Below are 17,786 nucleotides of genomic sequence, written 5' to 3'. Positions count from 1 at the left end.
GGGCGCGGCTCGAGTTCGTTCTCCGTTCAAGTGCTCTGCAAACCGAGGACCACCGGCCTGTCGTGGCGGCCGTCGCCGCGGCAGGCGTCGCGCCGCGCGCGGGCGATGGCCGTGACGAGCCGCCGCTCCTCCGGCGGCACGCCCGCGGTGAGCTCCGCGGCGCGCGCGAGCGCGGCCGCCCTGCCGGCGTCGTCCCCCGCGGCGGCGGCGACGTCGGCCTCGAGGTGCGCCGCGGCGAGCGCGAGCAGGGGCGCGCTCCGCGGGGCGGCCCCCCCGAGCGCAGCGAGGCGCGCGCGCAGGCGATCGAGGTGCGCCCCCGCCGCCCCGGCCTCCCCCCGCGCGAGGGCCGACTCGGCGCGCGCGTAGAGCACGGCGAGCTCGCCGTAGGGCGAGCGCCACACGCGGGCGCGCGCCGGCCGCGCGCCGTCGAGCCACGCGCGGACCGGGGCCGCGTCGCGGCGCGCGAGGCCGAGCGAGATCGCGTTCTGCGCGGCGAGCGACGCCAGGTCGAAGAGGCCGATCCACGCCGCGTGACAGGCCGCGATCTCGAAGAGCGCCGCCGCCTCGGCGAGCTCGCCCGCGGCCGCGACGCTGCTCGCGAGGCGCACGCGCACCATGAGGGCGCGGCGGAAATCGGCGAGATCCTCGGCGAAGGCGAGCGCCCGGCGCTGGTGCGCGAGGCCGCGCTCGTGCTCGCCGCTGGCCGCGTGCGCGGCGCCGCGCCACGCGTGCGCGGCGGCGAGGCACTGCGGCGGCGCGTCGCCGCGCGGCGCGGCGAGCAGGGCGTCGAGCCGCGCCTCGTGCTCGGCGCGGCGCTCGTCGGTCGCGCATACGAGCGCGGCGTCGAGCTCCGCCCAGCAGCGCTCCGCGGCGGACGCGCCGGGCGCAAAGCGCTGCTGGGCGACCTCGTCCCGGAGCGCGTCGAGCGCGGCGGTCTCGCCCAGGTTGTGGAGCGCGGCGAGGAGGACGCGCCGCGCGAGCGCGCGGCGGCGCTCCGGGAGGCCGAGGCGGAGCGCCGCCTCCGCCGCCTGCCGCGCGAGGGCGGGGCGCGACATGCGGAGCATCGTCCTCGCGAGCGCCACGAGCGCGTCGGCCCGCTCCTCGGGCGAGAGGCCGGGCGACGCCAGGGCGTCGCCGAGGATCGCGGCGGCCTCGTGCAGCGCGCCGGCGCGGCAGAACGCTTCGCCCCGCGCGACCATCGCGGGCCCCGGCGTCACGGCGGGGGCGGCCGCTTCGCCTTCGGGCGCCGGCGCGGCCGCGACGCGGAGGAGCCCCGGCCCCTCCTCGATCTCGGCGACGATCGCGGCCCACCCGGGGCTCGGGCGCCCGCTCGCGGTGATGACGAGGGCGAGCGGCTCCGTCTCCAGGGCGCGCGCGAGGAACGCGACGGCGTGCTGCGTGTCGGCGTCGGCGCCGTCGACGTCGCGGAGGACGAGCACCGTGGGCTCGAGCGTGTGCTCCACGAGGAAGGCGCGGAGCGCCTCGGCCACGGAAGCCGGGTCGGGCGGCAGCGGACACTCCGGCGCGTCGTGCGCGGCCTCGATGCGGCCGAGGGCAGCGAGGAGCGCGCCGCCCGCCGGGTGAGCGTCCGCGAGGGCGCGCAGCAGCGCGAACGGCGCGGAAGTCCCGCCGGCGGGCGCGGCGGGCAAGAGGAACCGGACGCCGTCGCGGCGGGCTGCGTCGCGGAGCGCGTCGAGCGCGACGCCTTCGCAGGGGTCGAGGAGCGCGGTGACGGGCCGGCGCTGCTCGGCCGCGCGGGCGAGGCGCTGCCACGCCTCGCCCGGCGAGACGCCCGGCGGGCGAGCCCGCGGCGGCTCGCGCGGGGCGCCTGCCTCGGCGAGCGCGTCGGCCACCCACACCTCGAAGGCGAGCGTGAGCCCGAGGCGGTTATGGAACGTGTGGGCGAGGTTGGTCACGACCGTCGCCAGCGGCACGCCGAGCGCTCCGCGCCGCGACGCCTCGGCGAGCTCGGGCAGGTCTGCGTCGAACGCGGTGAGGAGCGCGCGCTCGCCGTCGACGAGCTCGCCGAGCGCGGCGAGCCCCTCTCCCCGCACGAGCGCGCGCACCAGCGCGACCGACTCGGCGTCCGGCGCTGCGCCGATGAGCTCCATGCCCGAGATCGCGCGGGCGAACGTGCGCCAGTGCCGCGCGTACCCCGCGAGGAACGACCGCCGCGCGTCGCCCGCGATGCCCGCGCGCGCGAGCAGCGCATCGAGCGCGCACGCCGCGACGAGGGCGCGCGCCCGCGGTCGCCCCGCCGTCTTCCGGATACAGCCGAGCGCGAACCTGCTCGACGCGAAGAACTGCCGCTCCGCGATCTCCATCCCCGCGGGCCCCCCGTGCTTCTCGAGCTCCGGCTCGTACGCGGCGGCCTCCGCGCGCGACACGGCGGCGCAGCACGCCGCCGCGGCGTCCACGCGCGCCGCCACGTCGACGGGGTCGTGCCCGGGCGCCACGCGCACGCGCAGCCGCAGGTGGTCGCCTCCTTCGGCGTACCGGAGGAAGAAGAAGCGATCGATCACGCCGCGCTGCTCGAGCTCGGACACGAGCGGATCGATCAGCCCGAGGAGGAGCGCGTCGGTCCCCTCGCCCTCGAGGCCCCGATCGTGGAACAGCTTCCGGTAGATCCAGCTCATCGCGCGCTCCTCTCGCCGTCGATCTCGACAAGCAGCTCCGCCGCGTGCGGCCTCCCGTCGAGGCGCAGCCACGACGCCTCGGGCTCGGGCAGGAGCTCGGTGAAGACGAGGTACCCGTCGCCGGGACCGCCGAGCAGGCGAGCCAGCCCGATCAGCGTGAACGGGCTCTCCCAGTCGACGTACATGTTCGTCTCGGTGAAGCCGTAGCCGGCCACCTCCCGCCCGACGTACCGGGCGAACCCCCGGCTCGGGAGATCGAGCTCGCGCCGCAGGCGCGCGATCGCGCGGAAGTACGACGCATACGGCTGCTTCGGCTCCTTGCGCGGGATCGCGCTCACCGGGATCGCCCACCGCGCGCGCTCCACCACGACGCGACCGACCGTGAGGCGCGGGCGCCGCGGGGCCAGCGCGACGCCCCGGGCGAGGTCGAGGCGATCGAGCACGTTGTAGAGGTCCGCCCGCTCCGCCACCGTGTCGTCGCGGAGCCGCGGCGAGAGCGCGCGGAGCAGGAAGTGCGGATCGGGGAGCGCGGCGTCCCGCAGGAAGCCGAGGTGGATCGGCTCGATCTGGCGGCCGAGGCGCCGCGATCGCAGCCGGAGCTCGACCGCCGCCGCGTCGAAGCGGAGGGAGAGATCGCGGAGCGGCAGGACCTTGTCGCCGGGCGCGCTCGGCTCCCACGGGAGCTCGAGCGCCCACGCCGTGAGGCGCGGGTGCACCTGGAAGTTGAGGCCGAGCGTGGGCGAAAGCTCGACGGGCAGCGGACCGTCCTCCTGCGCCAGGCGGCGGCGGATCGCCTCGAGGGCCTCGGGGGCGCGCCCCTCGGCGTCCGCGAGGTAGCGCGACAGGTACTTCGCGCGCCCGGCCTGCGCGCCGTTGAGCACGACGCGCGGCGCTCCGCCGTCGCGCGGGCAGGGAGGCGCGATCTGGAGGAAGAGCGCCATCGACGACGGCGTGTCCGGGGCGGCGAGCCCCTCGAAGAGGCCTGGATCGAGGCGCACGACGTCGCCCGTCGCCGCGGCGGCGACGCGGCCGAGCTCCGCGTCGATCCAGCGGATCGGCTCGGACGCGCCGCGGATGACCGCGACGCGCCGCGGGTCCTCGAGGATCTCGGTCACGAAGCCGCCGACGTCGTCGCACACGCCGTCACGACCGAACCGCTCGATGAACGCCGCGCAGAGCCGGCGGTGCGCGGCCCCGCAGGCGCTCGCGCGCACGAAGCGCACGACCGGCTCGAGCGCCTCTGCGAGGGCCCCGCGTGGGACAGGGAGCTCCGCGCCGGAGGCGCCGTCCACCATGACATCCTCGAGCAAGGCCGAGCGCCCAGGGCCGCGGCCGAGCTCGACGGCGAGGCGCGCGCGGGTCTCGACGCCGGCGGTCGCGTAGTCCTCGAGGCGACGCGCGACCGAGCGGAGCTCGTCCGGCGCGCCCGCGCACCCGATCTCGCCCAGGGCGTCGGCCGCGGCGCGCAGCCCGGCAGGGGTCGGCCCCATCGGGACGCTCGCGGGCTCGAGCATGCCCGCCTCGACGAGCTGCTCGAGGACGTCGCGGCACGCTCGCTCGTCGGCGTCGTCCGACGCGAGCGCCCGGGCGGCGTCCTCGATCGTGCGCCCCTCGGCGCCCTCGACGAGGCGGGCGACGGCGGGGGTCCACCCGAGCGACATCAGCTCGCCCGACCCGGCGCGCGAGAACACGACCGACGGCGCAGCGTCCGCCGTGAAGCGCCGGAGCGGGTTCATCCGGAGCGGCAGGCGCGCGCGTGCGTGGCCGTGAGCCGCCGGCTGAGAGGACATCGCGCGCGCGACGAGCTCCCCGGCGTGCGCGAGCGCGAGCTGCGGGAGGCTGCGCCACCGCGCTTCCTCGGCCGTGCGCGGCGCGCTGCAGACGCCTTCGGGCGACGCGGAGAGGTCGAGCAGCGCGACGCCCGCGAACCCCGCGAACGGCGTCGTGCGCGCCGTGGCGCGGAAGACGTAACGCGCGATCGTGGCCTCGCGGATCTGCTGCGCCGAGGTGAGCTGCGCGCCGCCCGGGATCTCCGCGAGCTTCTGCGCCGTGGTATGATGGTCGGCGCTCGAGAGCAGGATCCCCCCGAGCAGGCGCGAGCTCCCGAGCGTCTTCCGGAAGCGCTCCGACGCGGCGATCCACTCCGCGGCGAACGTCACCTCGTAGCGCTCCTCCAGCGCGGCGCACCGGGCCGCGCGCGCGTCGACGAGCGCGAGCGCGGCGCGCGCCCCTTCCGGCGGCGCGGTCCTCGCGCCCTCGAGCGCGCCGGCCGCCACGGCCTTTCCGTTGAACAGCCGCCGCTTCACCTCGAGCGCCGCGCGGCGCAGCGCCTCGTCGTCGCACCCGCGCACGACGTCGAACATGCGCGCCGCCGCGTCCGCCCGCGCGGCCGCGAGCTCGATCTCGGCCACGGCGAGCTCGCGCTCGATCGCGGGGCTCTCGCGAAGGCGGAGCCCGACGAGCGCGTCGGCAGGCATCCCCGCGACGCGCAGCGCGCCCCACGGCGCGATCTGGAGCCCGCGGCTCATCGCGGCTGCCCTCCGCGAGGCGCCTCTCGGCACGTCGGCTGGCGGTGCCCTCCGACGGCGAACGCGAAGAACGCCGTATGATCGCGGCCGTCGAGCCCGAGGACCTCGTCGACGACCGCGGGGGCGAAGCCGCCGGTCGCCGTGTAGGTGAGCCCGAGCGTCTCCGCGACGAGGTAAAGGCGATCGGTGAGCCACCCCGCCGCGAACGCCGCGCCCCGGTAGCCGCGATCGCCGAACGCCACGAGCCACCGCCCGATCGGGACCACCAGGAAGAGCACCGCCGCGCCCATGGCGTGCTCGCGCTGCAGGATCGCGGTCTCGGCCATCCACACGCGCGGCGCCGGGCCGATCGGCGCGAGGCGGTGCTCGCCGCGGTCGTAGCGGTGCGCGCCGGGCGGGACACCGTCGACGTCGAAGACCACCGGAAACAGCAGCGGATCGAGCGTCGCGTCCGCGAGCCCTGCCGGCCGCGCCGCGGCGGCTGCGAGCAGCGTCCCGAGCGTCGCCGCGTCGATCGCCCCCGCCGAGAGCCTCCCGCTCCGCCGCGCGGCGATGACCGACGCGAGCGAGCGCTGGACCGGCTCGAGCGCGCGCGGCGCGGGCAGCGAGACGGCGCGCTCCGCGTCCCCGGGCAGCGGCGACGGCGCGGGGAGCGCGGGCTCCGGCGACGGCCGCGTCTCGGGGTAGCGGCTCGCGACGACGAGCTCGGCGACCCCCCGCAGGGGCTGGGTCGCCGCGGCGAGCGTGGACGAGATCCGGTGATCAGCGAGAGACATCGCGGGCCTCCGTGGCTGCGCCCCTGAGCGCGATGAGGAGATGCGGTGCGAGATCGATGCCATCGACGCCGACCACGCGCGCGACGACCTCGTCGTCGAACGTCCAGACCGTCGTCGCCGTGAGGCCGAGCTCCTGGGCGAGGAGCTCCACGCGGTGGGCCATCAACCCGGCGTCGAGCAGCGCGTAGGTGTACCCGCGCGCGTAGTACTTGGAGCACGCCCGCGCGACCGAGCCGACGACGACGATCACGGCGCCCGCGGACTCCACGGCCGCGGCGTGCTCGGCGCTCCCGCCCGCCAGCGCGGCGCGCGCGAGGGCGCCCGCGGCCACGCCGGCGCGGAGCGGCGTGAGCGCTCGCGCGGCGAGCTCGAACCGGTGGACGCCCGCCGCGATCCCGGGGACCCGCGCCGCGGCGACGTACGCCTCCGCCGAGCCGAGGTTCCCGGCCGACGCGGTGGTGCGACGCACGTGGGCCTCGCCCTCGGCGCGGCGCTCGACGCGCCCGCCGAAGCTCAGCTCGAGCAGCGCGCCGAGCGCGCCCGCGTCGAGCGGCCCCGTCGCGTCGCGCCGTCGCGACAGCGCGGCCCCCACCGGCGCGCCGAACGCCCCGCCGAGCGGTGCGGCGACCTGCGTGCCCGCGCCCTCCGGAGGCCGCCGCGGCGACGGCGCGGCCGGCGTGCTCTGCAGCTTCCGCACCTCCGGGCTGATGTGCGCCTGCATCCCCGCGTGCTGGCCGATGTGCCACGGCTGGACGACCGTCGTGTTGTGGAACATCCGCGCGAGGCTCTCCGCGTGGCCGGATGGGAGCGTCGCCGTCCGCGGCGGCGCGTCGCCGCCGCAGAGCGGGCAGCTGGGCAGCCTGGTCATGAAGGGGTGGAGCGCCGTCTCGCCGGCGCCGGGCCGCCACACCTCGACGTGCTCGAGCGGGGCCACCGCGAGCAGCCCGCTCGCGTGGAAGATCACGTGCTGCGCGACCCGGCTCACGAGCGCGCGCCCCCAGAGCGCGCGAAGAGCGCCGTCGTCGAGCGCCGGATCCGCCGCGGCAGCGCCGATCTGGAGCCGGACGCACGCCGGGCACGCGGACGCCCCGGGGATCGTGAGCGGCCCGATCGTCCACGTGCCGGGGTTCGCCGCGAGCATCGGTACGCGCGCCGCGATGCACGCGCGCGCCGCCGCCTCGAGCGCCTCCTGGTCGCCGATCACCACGGCCAGATCGGCCTCGCCCTGCGCGAGCTCCCCGGCGTTCGCGGCGAGGCGGACGTCGGCGACGCCCGCCTCGCGGAGCATCGTCACGAGCATCCCCGCGAGCTTCGCGTCGCCGTCCCCCAGCGCGCGCACGCGCGCGCCTTCGAGCGCCCGCTGCGCTTCCCCCCGGCTGCGGTTGCGCCCGGTCCGGCGGAGGTACCTGCTGAAGAACGCGCGCTGCGCCCGGCGCGGCTCCTCGGCCTCGTCGGCCGCGGCGCCCTCGCCCTCCTCGAGCATGCCGTGCATGTGCATCAGGTGGATCGCGTCCCGCAGGTCAGAGGCGACCACGCCCGGAAACGCGGCCTCGACGTCGCCGACGGTGCGCGTCCCGTCGAGCAGCGGCACGAGGTTCTCCATCACCCACGGGAGCGACGCTCCCTGGATGATCTGCGCCTCGCCGCCGAGGACGTGGAGCTCTCCGCCCGGGAGCGTCACGCGGAGGAGATCCTCGACGAAGCGCGGGCGCTCCGGGCAGCGGAGCTCCCAGTAAAGCTCGGCGAAGCGGCTGAGATCGCGGGCCTCGTAGGCATCATCGGACGGGCTCATCGGTCACCTCCCACGCCGGACGATCCGGCGATCGCGAGCGGGTGCTCGGCGAAGTAGCCCGCGAGCGACGCCCCGCGCCCCGCCGCGTGCTCGCCGGCGGCGCACCGCGCGCACAGCCCGACCCGGGCGAAGCGCCGCGCGCGGAGCGCGCCCGACGTGACGTCGCACTCCCAGAAGCGCCCCATGCGCGCGGCTCCGGCGCGGGGCGGCTCGGGCGCGCCGCGCTCCCTGGAGAGCGCGAGCGCCTCCGCGGCGAGCAGCGCCGCGGCCTGCTCGGTGACGGCCGCGAGCTCGCCCTGGAACCAGGGGCCAGGGTCGCCCGAGGCCCCGAGCGCCTCGAGGGCGTCGTGCGCCTCGAGGTCCAGCGCGACCGAGCGCACGCGCCGCGAGAAGCAGGCGAAGCACGGCGTGCGGCCGGGGACGATCGACGGCCCGATCCGGAGCTCGTGCGCGAGCAGCGTGCCCGACGTCCAGGCGACGCGCGCCGCGAACGCCGCCGCGTCGAGCGCGAGCGCCGCCGCAGGCCGGGGGCGATCGGTCGCGAGGACGACCACCGCGTCGGGCAGCGACTCCGGCGCGCCCGTGCCCAGCGCCGACGTCGTGACCCGCGCCCCCGCGCCGGTCAGGAGCTCCGCGCAGCGGGCGCCGAGCTTTCCGTCACGGAGGACGTGCACCGCGGGCGCGCCGGCGGCGCGCTCCGAGGCCGGGCTCTCCTCAGGCGAACGGGATCGGATCATCGGTGATCGACTCCTCTGTGCGAGCGCCGTACCCGAGCCTCTCCGGCGCGTCGTACAGGCGAGGGTGCGCGAGGTACCGCGCGTGGTGGGTGAAGCTGATGGGCAGGAGCTCGGGCACGATCACCTTCACGACGACGATCCCGAAGTCGCGGACCTCGGGCATCGTCACGTCGACGGCGACCACCTCCATGCCGAGCGCGGCGAGCCGCGCGACGATCGCCGCGAGCGGGTCGTCGCCCTCGATCGGGCGGGGGAAGGCGGTCGCGACCGGCGCCTCGCGCGTGGCGAACGCGAACCGCGCCGGGCCGTCGGGTCCCGCGTAAAGGCGCCCGAACGACTCGGGTGTCTGATCGGCGTCGGTGAAGAACGACGCCCGGGTGACCGGCGGAGCGGGCTCGCTCAGCGCCACCCGCAGGCTCCCCACCTCCTCGAGGACGCGCGCCGCCGCGGCCTCGCCGTCGGGGCGGCAGGCCGCCATCGCGATCGCGTGCGGCGCGCTGTGCGCGCACGTCTGCACGGCGCCGATCACGGGGACGCCGACGTCGGTCGTGAGATCGAGCAGCGCCGTCTCCGTGCCCGCGGCCTCGGCGCTGCGGAGGAGCGCCGCGACGAGCGGGCTCCGCGCGCTCCCGGGCGCGATGCGCGGCATCCGGAGCTGGTGCAGCCAGAACAGCGCGAGGCTGTCGCGCTCGATCACCTCGCACAGGCCCGAGAGGATCGCCTGCCGGAAGCTCGCGCCCGCCGCGAACCCCGTCGAGAGCGGGAAGAGCGCGTGCTCGCGGATCGGCAGCGGCAACCCCATGTACGTCGCCGTGAGCGGCACCCAGATCGGGCGCCCGTGGGTGAGCGAGAAGCCGCGCACCCAGAGCTCGTCGCGATCCGGATCGGGCTCGCGCAGGCGGAAGGCCGACGGCGCGCGGGCCCGCTCGCGCGCAGAGCAGCGCGGCAGCCGCGCCGGGTCGAGCGCGCGATCGCCGAGCGAGCGCGGCGTCGCGCGCAGCACCCCCTCGGTCGGGTACATGACGCCGCAGTAGCGCTCGAGGGCCTCGCAGACGGCCCGGATCTGGGCGGTGGTCTCGTCGACGGCCGTGCCGGAGCCCGTGAGCGACCCGAGCTTCGAGCCCGTGCGGGACGGGCCCGGGTGGAGCGCCGCGGGCCTGCCGAGGAACGCGGTGAAGCCGTGCATCTGCCCCTCGAACCCGGGGGGAAAAATGAAGCGCCGGACACGGCGGATGATCCCGCAGCGCTCGTCGATGAGCGGCGCGAGGCGATCGATGAGCGAGATCTCCGGCATGGTGGCGGCTCCTTGAACGGGGCAGGCAGCGCCCCGGGAGCCCGGACGCGCGACGCGCGTCCGGGCCGCCCAGGGTGCGCCTACGGGTTCACTTCTTGTCGGCGCCGAGCTCGACGCCCTTGGCGATCGCGGCCGAGACGAGGGCGTCCTGGCCCATGACGTCGATCGCCTTGTCGTGCATGCGGATGACGCTCTCGAGCTGCCCCTCGTCGAGGCTGTCGAAGGACGAGTTCGACGAGACGCTGATCGAGCTGACCGAGGAGAAGCACCCGCTCGTACAGGCGGAGCTCAGCGGGACGGCCTGGAGCGTCTCGTTGCTCTTCTCGCTGATCTTCTTGAGGGTGAGCTCGAGACGCTGCACGCCGGCCTTCGTGTCGACGACGTCGGTCGCGCCGGCGGTCGTCTGCGTCTCGAACATCGACTCGGTATTCTGGATGGTGAGCATGGCAATCTCCTTACAGACGTTGACTACGTATCGACGCGCGCGGTCGCTCGCGAGGATTCGCGAACGACCGCGCGCGCCCTCTCGGATGCGCTCCGAAGAGTCCTTGAGGCCCAAGGCGGCATGTCGCCTTTGACACCCCGTGAGCGTCGGACAGCGAGCGTGCCTTCCGGCGCCGCTCCAGCCCCGAAGCTCGCGTTCCTGCGTTCCTTTACGTCAAAGCAACGCGCATGCCGCGGGGCCCGAGCTCACGACCGCAGCCCGGGACCGGCGGAGCGCCGGCCAGGGCGCGGGCGGCATCCCCACGATGCGGCCCGCGATGCGCAACTACGCGCCCAAGTGAGCAAGGTTTCGCTCAACATGCGCAGGCGGGTCTCCGAGGGCGCCTCGGGGACGAGGAGCGCGTATCGTTCCCGCGAGGCACCGAAGCACCATGCGTCTAGACCGGCTCGCCCTCTCTCTCCTGCAGATCGCGCTGCTCGCGGCGTGCGTGCAGCGCCTCGACCCGGTCGACGGCCCGGGGACGGACGCCGGGCCCACGTTCCCGTGCCCACCGGGCGCGGTGGAGACCGGCGCGGGCTGCGTGCCGGCGGGGGTCCCGCCCGGGCGGTGCGGGAGCGGCTTCACGCCCGACGGAGCGCAGGGCTGCGTGCCCGTGCTGCCGGCGGAGGCGGGCCCGCCAGGGCAGATGGCCGTCCCCGGCGAGGCGGCGTGGCGCGAGGTCGCTCCGTGCGGGGCGGGCCCGTGGGGCGGCGCGCCGATCGACGAGACGACCGAGTTCGTCGACGCGGCCTACGCCGGGGCGGACAGCGACGGCACGGAGGCCAGACCGTGGACGACGATCCGGGACGCGATCGACCGCGCGGCCGGGGGCGCCCTGATCGCGATCGCGGAGGGCAGCTACGCCGAAGAGCTGCTGATCTCAGGGCAGCCCGTGCGGCTCTGGGGCCGGTGCCCCGCGCGCGTCGAGATCGTCGGGCCGCCCTCGGCGATCGCCGTCCAGATCGAGAGGGGCGCGAGCGCCACGGAGATACACGACCTCGCGATCCGCGGGCAGGGCATGGGCCTCGGCGTGGCGAACGCGCGCGACGTCCTTGTCGAGCGGGTCTGGATCCACGACACCAGCGATGTCGGCGTCCTCGCCGCAAGCCTGGGCTCCGAAACGAGCCTGACCGTGCGCGGGGCGCTCGTGGAGCACACAACGGGCGCAGGCATGGTCGTGGCGGACGCCGCCGTGACGCTGGAGGGCACGGTCCTGCGCGATATCGATGTCGCCACCGGGGACCGGGGGCACCCGTTCAACGGCCATGCGATAGCGATGCAGGTCGAGTCGTTCGAGCGCCGCGCGAGCGTGACGGCGCGATCCGTCGTTATCGAGCGCGTCGGGGGGCTCGGGGTCAGGTTCTCCGGGGCGGACGGCGTCGTCGAGGACAGCGTCGTCCGCGACGTCGCCTGGCTCGCGGCGGAGCTGCCGGGCACAGGGCTCACGGCGACCCATATCCCGGACCTCGATCCGGGGACCCTCACGGTCCGGGGCAGCGTCCTGGAGCGAAACCACACCGCCGCCATCGCGATGATCGGCGCAGAGGCGACCATCGAGGCGACGGTCGTGCGCGACACGGGTCTGGTGCTGACGGAGGGTGATCCGGGCCACGGCATGGGCCTCTACACCGAGCCGAGCCGCGTCGACGGCCGCCCCGCCCTCGTGGCGCTGCGGCACGTCCTTGTCGAGCGGAGCCGCGAGAGGGGGGTCGTCATCAACGGCTCCGACGTCGAGATCGATGGCCTCCTCGTGCGGGAGATCCTCCCCGGCGCGCCCGACTACGGCGCGGGGATCGAGATCGCGCACGATCAACGGCGCTCGAGCGCCCAGGTGCGCGGCAGCGCGGTGGAAGGCAGTTACGGGATGGGGATCGCCGTCTTCGGGGCCGACGCGACCCTGGACTCGACCGTGGTGCGCGACACGAGGCCGCTGCCGTCGAACGAGGAAGTCGGCCGGGGCGTCAATGTCCAGTCGTTGCCCGACCTCGGCGAGCGCGCGAGCGCTCACCTGCGCAATGTCCTTATCGAGTCGAGCAGGGACGGCGGCCTCTTCCTCAGCGACTCGGACGCGACCATCGACTCGACGACGATCACGGACACCCTGGGGCGCACGCTCGACGGCGGGGACGGCTACGGCTACGGCATCATCGCCTACAACAACGAGACGGGTCAGGCGGAGGCCCTCGTCCGGGACAGCGTGATCGAGCGGAGCACCGCGGCCGGCATCTACAACGTCGGCGCGACGGTGCGGCTCGCGTCAACGACCTTCACGTGCGAGCCGCTCGACCTCGTGAGGTACGTCGATGAGCGCTCCCCGGCGGTCTACGAGGATCTGGGCGGGAACGTCTGTGGCTGCGATGGCCGCACCGTCGCCTGCAAGGCGGAGCCGACGCGCCTCGAGCCCCCCCGCGCGCTGCCGCCGCCCCCGCCGCTGCCCGCAAGCGAGGACTGAGACAGCCATTCGCCGGCTACCACCTCGAGCCCCTCGCCCCGCTCACCGGTCGATCTCGGGCGCCACGACGTCGAAGCTCGCGATGAGCGCCACGAGGTCGGCCAGGAACAGCCCGGGGCTCTTGGCCTCGATCATCGCCATCGCGGTGAAGCTCCCTGTCCGGAAGCGCGCCCGGTACGCCTCCTCCGCGCCACGCCCGATGACGTAACAGCCCATGTCGCCGCGGGCGCTCTCGATGCGAGCGTACGCCTCCCCGTCGGGCCGCATCTTCTTCGGCAGCTTGCCCAGGATGTCGTCCTCGGGGTGCTCGTCGATCTTGTCGAGCGCCTGGCGGAGGATCTTCGCCGACTCGCGGCACTCCTCGACACGGACGTAGAACCGGTCCCAGCAGTCTCCCACGGTCCCGTAGCGCCCGCGGCCCACGGGGACGTCGAACTCGAGCTCGGGGTAGACCGAATAGGCGTCCTCCTTGCGGAGATCCCATTTCACGCCGGACCCGCGCAGGTTGGGGCCGACGAGCCCCCAGTCCTTCGCCTCCTCGGCCGTGACCACGGCCACGTTGGCGAGGCGCTTGATGAAGATGTCGTTCAGGCTGATGAGCCGGTCGAACTCGACCATGATCGGCTCGAAGCGGTCGAGCCAGTGCCTCACCTTGTCGGCCCACCCCTTCGGCATGTCGAACGACACGCCGCCGATGCGGTGGTAATTGAAGGTGAGCCGCGCGCCGCACAGCTCCTCGATGAAGTCGTTGATGTACTCCCGCTCTCGCAGCGCCCACGGGAACGGCGTGACCGCGCCGACGTCCATCGCCATCGCGCCGAGCGCGATCATGTGGCTCCCGATCCGGTTGAGCTCGCAGGAGATGACGCGGAGGTACTGCGCCCGCTTCGGCACCTCGATGCCCATCAGCTTCTCGCAGGCGCTCGCCCAGGCCTCGTTGGCGAACATCGCGGCGATGTAGTCGACGCGATCCGTGTACGGCATGAAGCCGCTGTACGTGCAGCGCTCGCCGATCTTCTCGATGCTCCGGTGCAGGTAGCCGACGTCCGGCACCGCCTTCCGGATGATCTCGCCGTCCGTCGAGATGATGAAGCGGAGCACGCCGTGGGTCGACGGGTGATGAGGCCCCATGTTGAGGGTCATCTCGTCTTCCATCTCGGCGCCCGGCTCCGCGCCCCCGCGATCGACGCTGAAGATGACCTGGCTCATGACGCCTCCGCGTCCTTCTTCGGGAGCTTGATCTTGAAGAGCTCGACGGGGTTCGGCCGCTGCGTCGGGATGCCGTGGTACTCGGCCTTCTCCTGCCAGTCCTTGCGCAGGGGGTGCCCCTCCCAGTCGTCGGGCAGGAGCAGTCGGCGGAGATCCGGGTGCCCCTCGAAGCGCACGCCGAGCAGGTCGAAGCACTCCCGCTCCTGCCAGTTCGCCGCCGACCACACGTCGACGAGCGTCGACACCGCGGGGCTCTCCCGGTCGAGGAACACCTTCAGGACGACCCGGTGCTTCTTCGCGTACGAGTAGATGTGATAGACGACGACGATCTTCTTGAGATCGGGATAGTCGACCCCGGTGATGCACTCCAGGTAATCGAAATCGAGCTCCGGCGCCTCGCGCAGGAGCCGGCACACGGGCTCGATCTTCGCGGGCGCGACCTGGAGCCAGGCGTCGCGATCCTTCGGGGACACGGGGTGGAAGTCGAAGACCGCGTCTTCGCCGAGCTTCGCCTGGAGCGCCTGGAAGATCTCTTCGGGTGACATGGGGGTACGGGAGGTGTCGAGTCGAGAGGAGGGGGCTCAGCCGCCCGTCGCGCCGCGGCGGCCGAGGGCCCGCTCGCTCTTGATCTTCTCCTGGATCTTGAGGAGCCCTTCGAGCAGCGCCTCGGGGCGCGGGGGGCAGCCGGGCACGTAGACGTCGACCGGGATGATCTGGTCCACGCCCTTGCAGACCGAATAGGCGTACTGGAAGAGGCCCCCGCAGTTCGAGCAGCTGCCCATCGAGATGACGAAGCGCGGCTCCGACATCTGGTCATAGAGGCGCTTCACGCGGGTCGCCATCTTGTACGTCAGCGTCCCCGCGATGATGAACAGGTCGCTCGACCGGGGGCTCGGCCGCGGCGCGGCCCCGAAGCGCTCGAGATCGCCGCGGGGGCCGCCGGTCTGCATGAGCTCGATGGCGCAGCAGGCCAGGCCGAAGAGCATGTACCAGACGCTGTTCGACCGGCCCCAGTTGAGCAGCCAGTTGACGGTCTGATCGACGCTCGTCGTGATGACGCCGCCGCCGTCGCTCTCGTACTTCGCTTCCCACCCGCGGGGCGGGGCCATCAGGTTCAGGTTCGATGTCATGACTCCGCACCTCCCTCGGCGGCCGCCGCCTGACCCGGGAGGCCCGCCGGCGCGCCTTCGCCCGCGCCCGCGAGCGGCGCGCGCGGTCGAGCCCGGCTGCTCACGTTCTGAGCCCCGCGCGGATCCCCCTTGATGGAGCGGATCCAGTTGAAATCGCCCTTCACCCAGACATAGGCGAAGCCGAGCATCAGGATGGCCACGAAGAGGAAGATCTCGATCAGCGCGAAGAGCCCGTTGCCCTGGTCCACCCAGCGCTTGAACACGGCCGCGACCGGGTAGATGAACGCTATCTCGACGTCGAAGATGATGTAGACGAGCGCGATGATGTAAAAACGCGGGTTGAAGTTGAACCACGCGGGCCCGACAGGCGCTTCGCCGCACTCGTACGTCTCGACCTTCTCGGCGTACATGTTGTTGGGGCGCAGCAGCCTCCCGAACAGCAGAGAGCCGAGCATGAAGCCGATCGCCACCAGAAAGAACGCGGCAACGCTGGCGTAGGCCATCAACATCGGGCGGAACCTCGCTCGGCTCGCCCCCCTCGTTTCAGGCGAGAGGGGTCGGATCCAGGGGTGGTTATGTAGGTGAAAAGCTGAACCGCGGCAAGCCAGCAGACCCTGGCCTCGCCGGCGCTGCTGCTCGGGATCGACAGGACGCGCCGAGCTGGGATATCGCTCGGATGTGGGTCTCGTTGACGTGACGGTGCTCGCGGCCGTGCAGGGGGCGGCGCAGGCGCTGCCCATCTCGGCCACCGGGCATGGCGCGGCGGCCCGGCTCTGGCTCCGCGCGGCCGACGGCGACGCCTGGGTCGCCGCCGCGCAGGCGCTCGCGGCGGCCGCGGCGCTCGCGCTCGCCGTGCGGCAGCGGCTCCTCCGCGCGCTCGGCGAGGGCGCCCGGGCGCTCGCGAGGCCGTCGCTGTTCAGCTCGTCGCCGCCGGCGCGCGACGCCGCGGGGCTCGCGCTGGGCGCCGCGGTCAGCCTGCTCGTCGCGGCGGCGCTCCGTCCGTACGTCGCGCCGTGGCGGGACGCGCCGCTCGCGGTAGGGCTCGGCCTGCTCGCCACCGGCGCGGCGCTCGCGAGCACCGCACTCGCGCCGCGGCGGGACGGACGCGACGAGACCGACGCGCCGTCGATCGCCGGGGCGCTCGCGGCCGGCGCGGCGCACGGGGTCGCGGCGCTGCCTGGCGCGTCGCGGGTCGGGGCCGCGCTCGTCGTGCTGCTCTGGCTCGGCGTCCGGCCCGCGCGCGCCGTCGAGCTCGCGCTCGCGCTGAGCCTCCCCGCGCTGCTCGTCTCGGCGCTCGCCGAGGCGCGCGCTTTCCACGGCCCGGCGCCAGGGGCGGGCGCCGTGGCGCTCGGCCTCCTCGCCGCCTTCGTGAGCGCCGCCGCGGCGGCCTCCGCGCTCCGCGCCCTCGCCGAGCGGCGGCGCGTCGGCGCGCTCTCGCTGTGGGTCGTCCCCCTCGGCCTCGCGATGGTGGCCTACGCGCGCGCGCTGCCCGGCCTCGCCTGAGCGCCCCTCGGCGGCCGCACCGCAACCGTGCGACCCTCTTCGACGTCCAAGCCGCCCGTCCAGACCGCGGAGAAGCGCCGATGACCCCGACCGACCCCTCCATCCACGTCCTGATCCTCGCCGGCGGCGCGGGCACCCGCTTCTGGCCGGCGTCGCGCGCCGCGCGCCCGAAGCAGCTCTTGCCGCTGCTCGGCGGCGAGCCGCTGCTCGCCGCGACGGCGCGCCGCGTGCTCCCGCTGTGCGCCCGCGGCGGGCGCGCGGGCTGGGAGCGCGTCTGGATCGCGACCGGCCAGCACCTGGTCGCGCCCACCCGCGCGGCGCTGCCCGAGGTGTCCGAGCGGCGCCTGCTGGTCGAGCCGGCGCCGCGCAACACGGCCCCGTGCATCGGCTGGGCGGCCGCCACCATCGCGCGCGACGACCCCGAGGCGGTCGTCGTCGTGCTCCCGAGCGACCACCACATCGCCGACGTGCCGCGGTTCCTCGACGCGCTGGGGGCCGCCGTCGCGTCGGCCCAGGGCGGCGCGATCACGACGATCGGCGTCCGCCCGACGCACCCGGAGACGGGCTTCGGTTACATCGAGGTGGAGGAGGCCGCCGGGGCGGAGGGCGCGGAGCCCCGCCGCGTGCGGCGCTTCGTCGAGAAGCCGAGCCGCGAGCGCGCCGCGGAGTTCGTGGCGAGCGGCCGCTTCCTCTGGAACGCCGGGATGTTCATCTTCCGCGCGGGCGACATGCTGGCCGCGATCCGCGCCCACCTGCCGGCGCTCGCCGCGGGGCTCGACGAGATCGACCGCGCCGCCGCGCTGGGCCCGGGCGCCGAGGCGGAGGCCGTCCTGCGGGTGTTCCCGGGCCTCCCGGCCATCAGCGTCGACCACGGCGTGATGGAGCACGTCGCCGGGCTCGCCGTGGTGCCCGGCGACTTCGGCTGGAGCGACGTGGGCAGCTGGCAGAGCGCCTGGGAGCTCGCCGACAAGGACGAGCGAGGCAACAGCGCGCCCGCGGGGTCGGTGCTGATCGACGCGCACGGCAACCACGTGGTCGATCTGCGCGCGCGCGCCGCGCCCGACGATCGCCGGGTCATCGCGCTCGTCGGCGTGGAGGGCCTCGTGGTGGTCGAGACCGACGACGCGTTGCTCATCGTGCCGCGCGATCGGGCCCAGGAGGTGAAGCACGCCGTCGATGAGCTGAAGGCGCGAGGGCAGGGCCGGCACACGTGACCCGGCGGCGCGCCTTTTCGGAGCAGTGAGG

At 74.9% G+C, this 17,786-nt stretch carries 14 protein-coding genes; 3 read left to right on the top strand and 11 right to left on the bottom strand.

The genetic code is table 11. The features are described from left to right. Positions 1 to 26: 26 nt before the first annotated feature. The 7 genes from WME97_RS48505 to WME97_RS48475 all read right to left on the bottom strand — a co-directional run bounded on the left by WME97_RS48505 (position 27) and on the right by WME97_RS48475 (position 10,208). The gene (locus WME97_RS48505) at positions 27 to 2,636 is read right to left on the bottom strand and encodes a thiopeptide-type bacteriocin biosynthesis protein (protein ID WP_437547978.1); all 2,610 of its coding nucleotides are present in this window, start codon (positions 2,634 to 2,636) and stop codon (positions 27 to 29) included. After that, a complete protein-coding gene (locus WME97_RS48500) occupies positions 2,633 to 5,164 on the bottom strand; it encodes a lantibiotic dehydratase (RefSeq protein ID WP_437547976.1) in 2,532 nt (843 codons plus the stop codon). The genes WME97_RS48505 and WME97_RS48500 overlap by 4 nt, the downstream gene beginning before the upstream one ends. Next, positions 5,161 to 5,940, bottom strand: a complete 780-nt coding sequence (locus WME97_RS48495; protein WP_437547974.1) for a nitroreductase family protein — start codon at positions 5,938 to 5,940, stop codon at positions 5,161 to 5,163. Before WME97_RS48495 ends, WME97_RS48500 begins: the two co-directional genes overlap by 4 nt. Beyond that, positions 5,927 to 7,732 (bottom strand): SagB family peptide dehydrogenase, encoded by a 1,806-nt coding sequence (locus tag WME97_RS48490; RefSeq protein WP_437547973.1) that lies wholly within the window; start codon positions 7,730 to 7,732, stop codon positions 5,927 to 5,929. The genes WME97_RS48495 and WME97_RS48490 overlap by 14 nt, the downstream gene beginning before the upstream one ends. Next, on the bottom strand, positions 7,729 to 8,469 hold the full coding sequence (locus tag WME97_RS48485; protein ID WP_437547971.1) for a TOMM precursor leader peptide-binding protein: 741 nt from the start codon (positions 8,467 to 8,469) through the stop codon (positions 7,729 to 7,731). Before WME97_RS48485 ends, WME97_RS48490 begins: the two co-directional genes overlap by 4 nt. Beyond that, complete coding sequence (locus WME97_RS48480; RefSeq protein ID WP_437547969.1) at positions 8,447 to 9,763, bottom strand: YcaO-like family protein; 1,317 nt, start codon at positions 9,761 to 9,763, stop codon at positions 8,447 to 8,449. The genes WME97_RS48485 and WME97_RS48480 overlap by 23 nt, the downstream gene beginning before the upstream one ends. An 88-nt stretch (positions 9,764 to 9,851) precedes the next feature. After that, a complete protein-coding gene (locus tag WME97_RS48475; RefSeq protein WP_272096808.1) occupies positions 9,852 to 10,208 on the bottom strand; it encodes a hypothetical protein in 357 nt (118 codons plus the stop codon). Positions 10,209 to 10,638: 430 nt separating this feature from the next. Here WME97_RS48475 and WME97_RS48470 point away from each other — a divergent pair, with 430 nt between their 5' ends. Beyond that, positions 10,639 to 12,699 carry a hypothetical protein gene (locus WME97_RS48470; RefSeq protein WP_437547967.1) on the top strand — a complete coding sequence of 687 codons (2,061 nt, stop codon included), beginning with the start codon at positions 10,639 to 10,641 and terminating at the stop codon, positions 12,697 to 12,699. A 42-nt stretch (positions 12,700 to 12,741) separates the two neighbouring features. On the opposite strand, the gene WME97_RS48465 is transcribed toward WME97_RS48470, so the two are convergent. From WME97_RS48465 to WME97_RS48450, 4 genes are read right to left on the bottom strand one after another with little or no spacing between them, the layout of a single operon-like run. Beyond that, on the bottom strand, positions 12,742 to 13,908 hold the full coding sequence (locus WME97_RS48465; protein WP_437547966.1) for an NADH-quinone oxidoreductase subunit D: 1,167 nt from the start codon (positions 13,906 to 13,908) through the stop codon (positions 12,742 to 12,744). After that, positions 13,905 to 14,453 (bottom strand): NADH-quinone oxidoreductase subunit C, encoded by a 549-nt coding sequence (locus WME97_RS48460; protein WP_437547964.1) that lies wholly within the window; start codon positions 14,451 to 14,453, stop codon positions 13,905 to 13,907. The genes WME97_RS48465 and WME97_RS48460 overlap by 4 nt, the downstream gene beginning before the upstream one ends. A 36-nt stretch (positions 14,454 to 14,489) precedes the next feature. Then, positions 14,490 to 15,038: an NADH-quinone oxidoreductase subunit NuoB gene (gene nuoB, locus WME97_RS48455; protein ID WP_012241670.1), complete on the bottom strand. Its 549-nt coding sequence runs from the start codon at positions 15,036 to 15,038 to the stop codon at positions 14,490 to 14,492. Continuing rightward, positions 15,035 to 15,547 carry an NADH-quinone oxidoreductase subunit A gene (locus WME97_RS48450; protein WP_437547962.1) on the bottom strand — a complete coding sequence of 171 codons (513 nt, stop codon included), beginning with the start codon at positions 15,545 to 15,547 and terminating at the stop codon, positions 15,035 to 15,037. Before WME97_RS48450 ends, nuoB begins: the two co-directional genes overlap by 4 nt. Before the next feature lie 169 nt (positions 15,548 to 15,716). On the opposite strand from WME97_RS48450, the gene WME97_RS48445 reads away from it, so the two are divergent. Together WME97_RS48445 and WME97_RS48440 are read left to right on the top strand one after the other, a co-directional pair. Continuing rightward, complete coding sequence (locus WME97_RS48445) at positions 15,717 to 16,541, top strand: undecaprenyl-diphosphate phosphatase (protein WP_437547960.1); 825 nt, start codon at positions 15,717 to 15,719, stop codon at positions 16,539 to 16,541. 80 nt (positions 16,542 to 16,621) lie between these two features. Then, positions 16,622 to 17,755 carry a mannose-1-phosphate guanylyltransferase gene (locus WME97_RS48440; RefSeq protein WP_437547958.1) on the top strand — a complete coding sequence of 378 codons (1,134 nt, stop codon included), beginning with the start codon at positions 16,622 to 16,624 and terminating at the stop codon, positions 17,753 to 17,755. Positions 17,756 to 17,786: the final 31 nt, after the last annotated feature.

Origin of the sequence: Sorangium sp. So ce367 (genome assembly GCF_051520455.1) — a bacterium.
Lineage (GTDB): Bacteria > Myxococcota_A > Polyangia > Polyangiales > Polyangiaceae > Sorangium > Sorangium cellulosum_B.
This window is presented reverse-complemented; position numbering and strand designations above follow the sequence as displayed.

Excerpts from the sequence above, each read along its gene's own strand:
- WME97_RS48505 (WP_437547978.1), bottom strand. The coding sequence starts at position 2,636 with ATGAGCTGGATCTACCGGAAGCTGTTCCACGATCGGGGCCTCGAGGGC.
- WME97_RS48500 (WP_437547976.1), bottom strand. The coding sequence starts at position 5,164 with ATGAGCCGCGGGCTCCAGATCGCGCCGTGGGGCGCGCTGCGCGTCGCG.
- WME97_RS48495 (WP_437547974.1), bottom strand. The coding sequence starts at position 5,940 with ATGTCTCTCGCTGATCACCGGATCTCGTCCACGCTCGCCGCGGCGACC.
- WME97_RS48490 (WP_437547973.1), bottom strand. The coding sequence starts at position 7,732 with ATGAGCCCGTCCGATGATGCCTACGAGGCCCGCGATCTCAGCCGCTTC.
- WME97_RS48485 (WP_437547971.1), bottom strand. The coding sequence starts at position 8,469 with ATGATCCGATCCCGTTCGCCTGAGGAGAGCCCGGCCTCGGAGCGCGCC.
- WME97_RS48480 (WP_437547969.1), bottom strand. The coding sequence starts at position 9,763 with ATGCCGGAGATCTCGCTCATCGATCGCCTCGCGCCGCTCATCGACGAG.
- WME97_RS48475 (WP_272096808.1), bottom strand. The coding sequence starts at position 10,208 with ATGCTCACCATCCAGAATACCGAGTCGATGTTCGAGACGCAGACGACC.
- WME97_RS48470 (WP_437547967.1), top strand. The coding sequence starts at position 10,639 with ATGCGTCTAGACCGGCTCGCCCTCTCTCTCCTGCAGATCGCGCTGCTC.
- WME97_RS48465 (WP_437547966.1), bottom strand. The coding sequence starts at position 13,908 with ATGAGCCAGGTCATCTTCAGCGTCGATCGCGGGGGCGCGGAGCCGGGC.
- WME97_RS48460 (WP_437547964.1), bottom strand. The coding sequence starts at position 14,453 with ATGTCACCCGAAGAGATCTTCCAGGCGCTCCAGGCGAAGCTCGGCGAA.
- nuoB (WP_012241670.1), bottom strand. The coding sequence starts at position 15,038 with ATGACATCGAACCTGAACCTGATGGCCCCGCCCCGCGGGTGGGAAGCG.
- WME97_RS48450 (WP_437547962.1), bottom strand. The coding sequence starts at position 15,547 with ATGTTGATGGCCTACGCCAGCGTTGCCGCGTTCTTTCTGGTGGCGATC.
- WME97_RS48440 (WP_437547958.1), top strand. The coding sequence starts at position 16,622 with ATGACCCCGACCGACCCCTCCATCCACGTCCTGATCCTCGCCGGCGGC.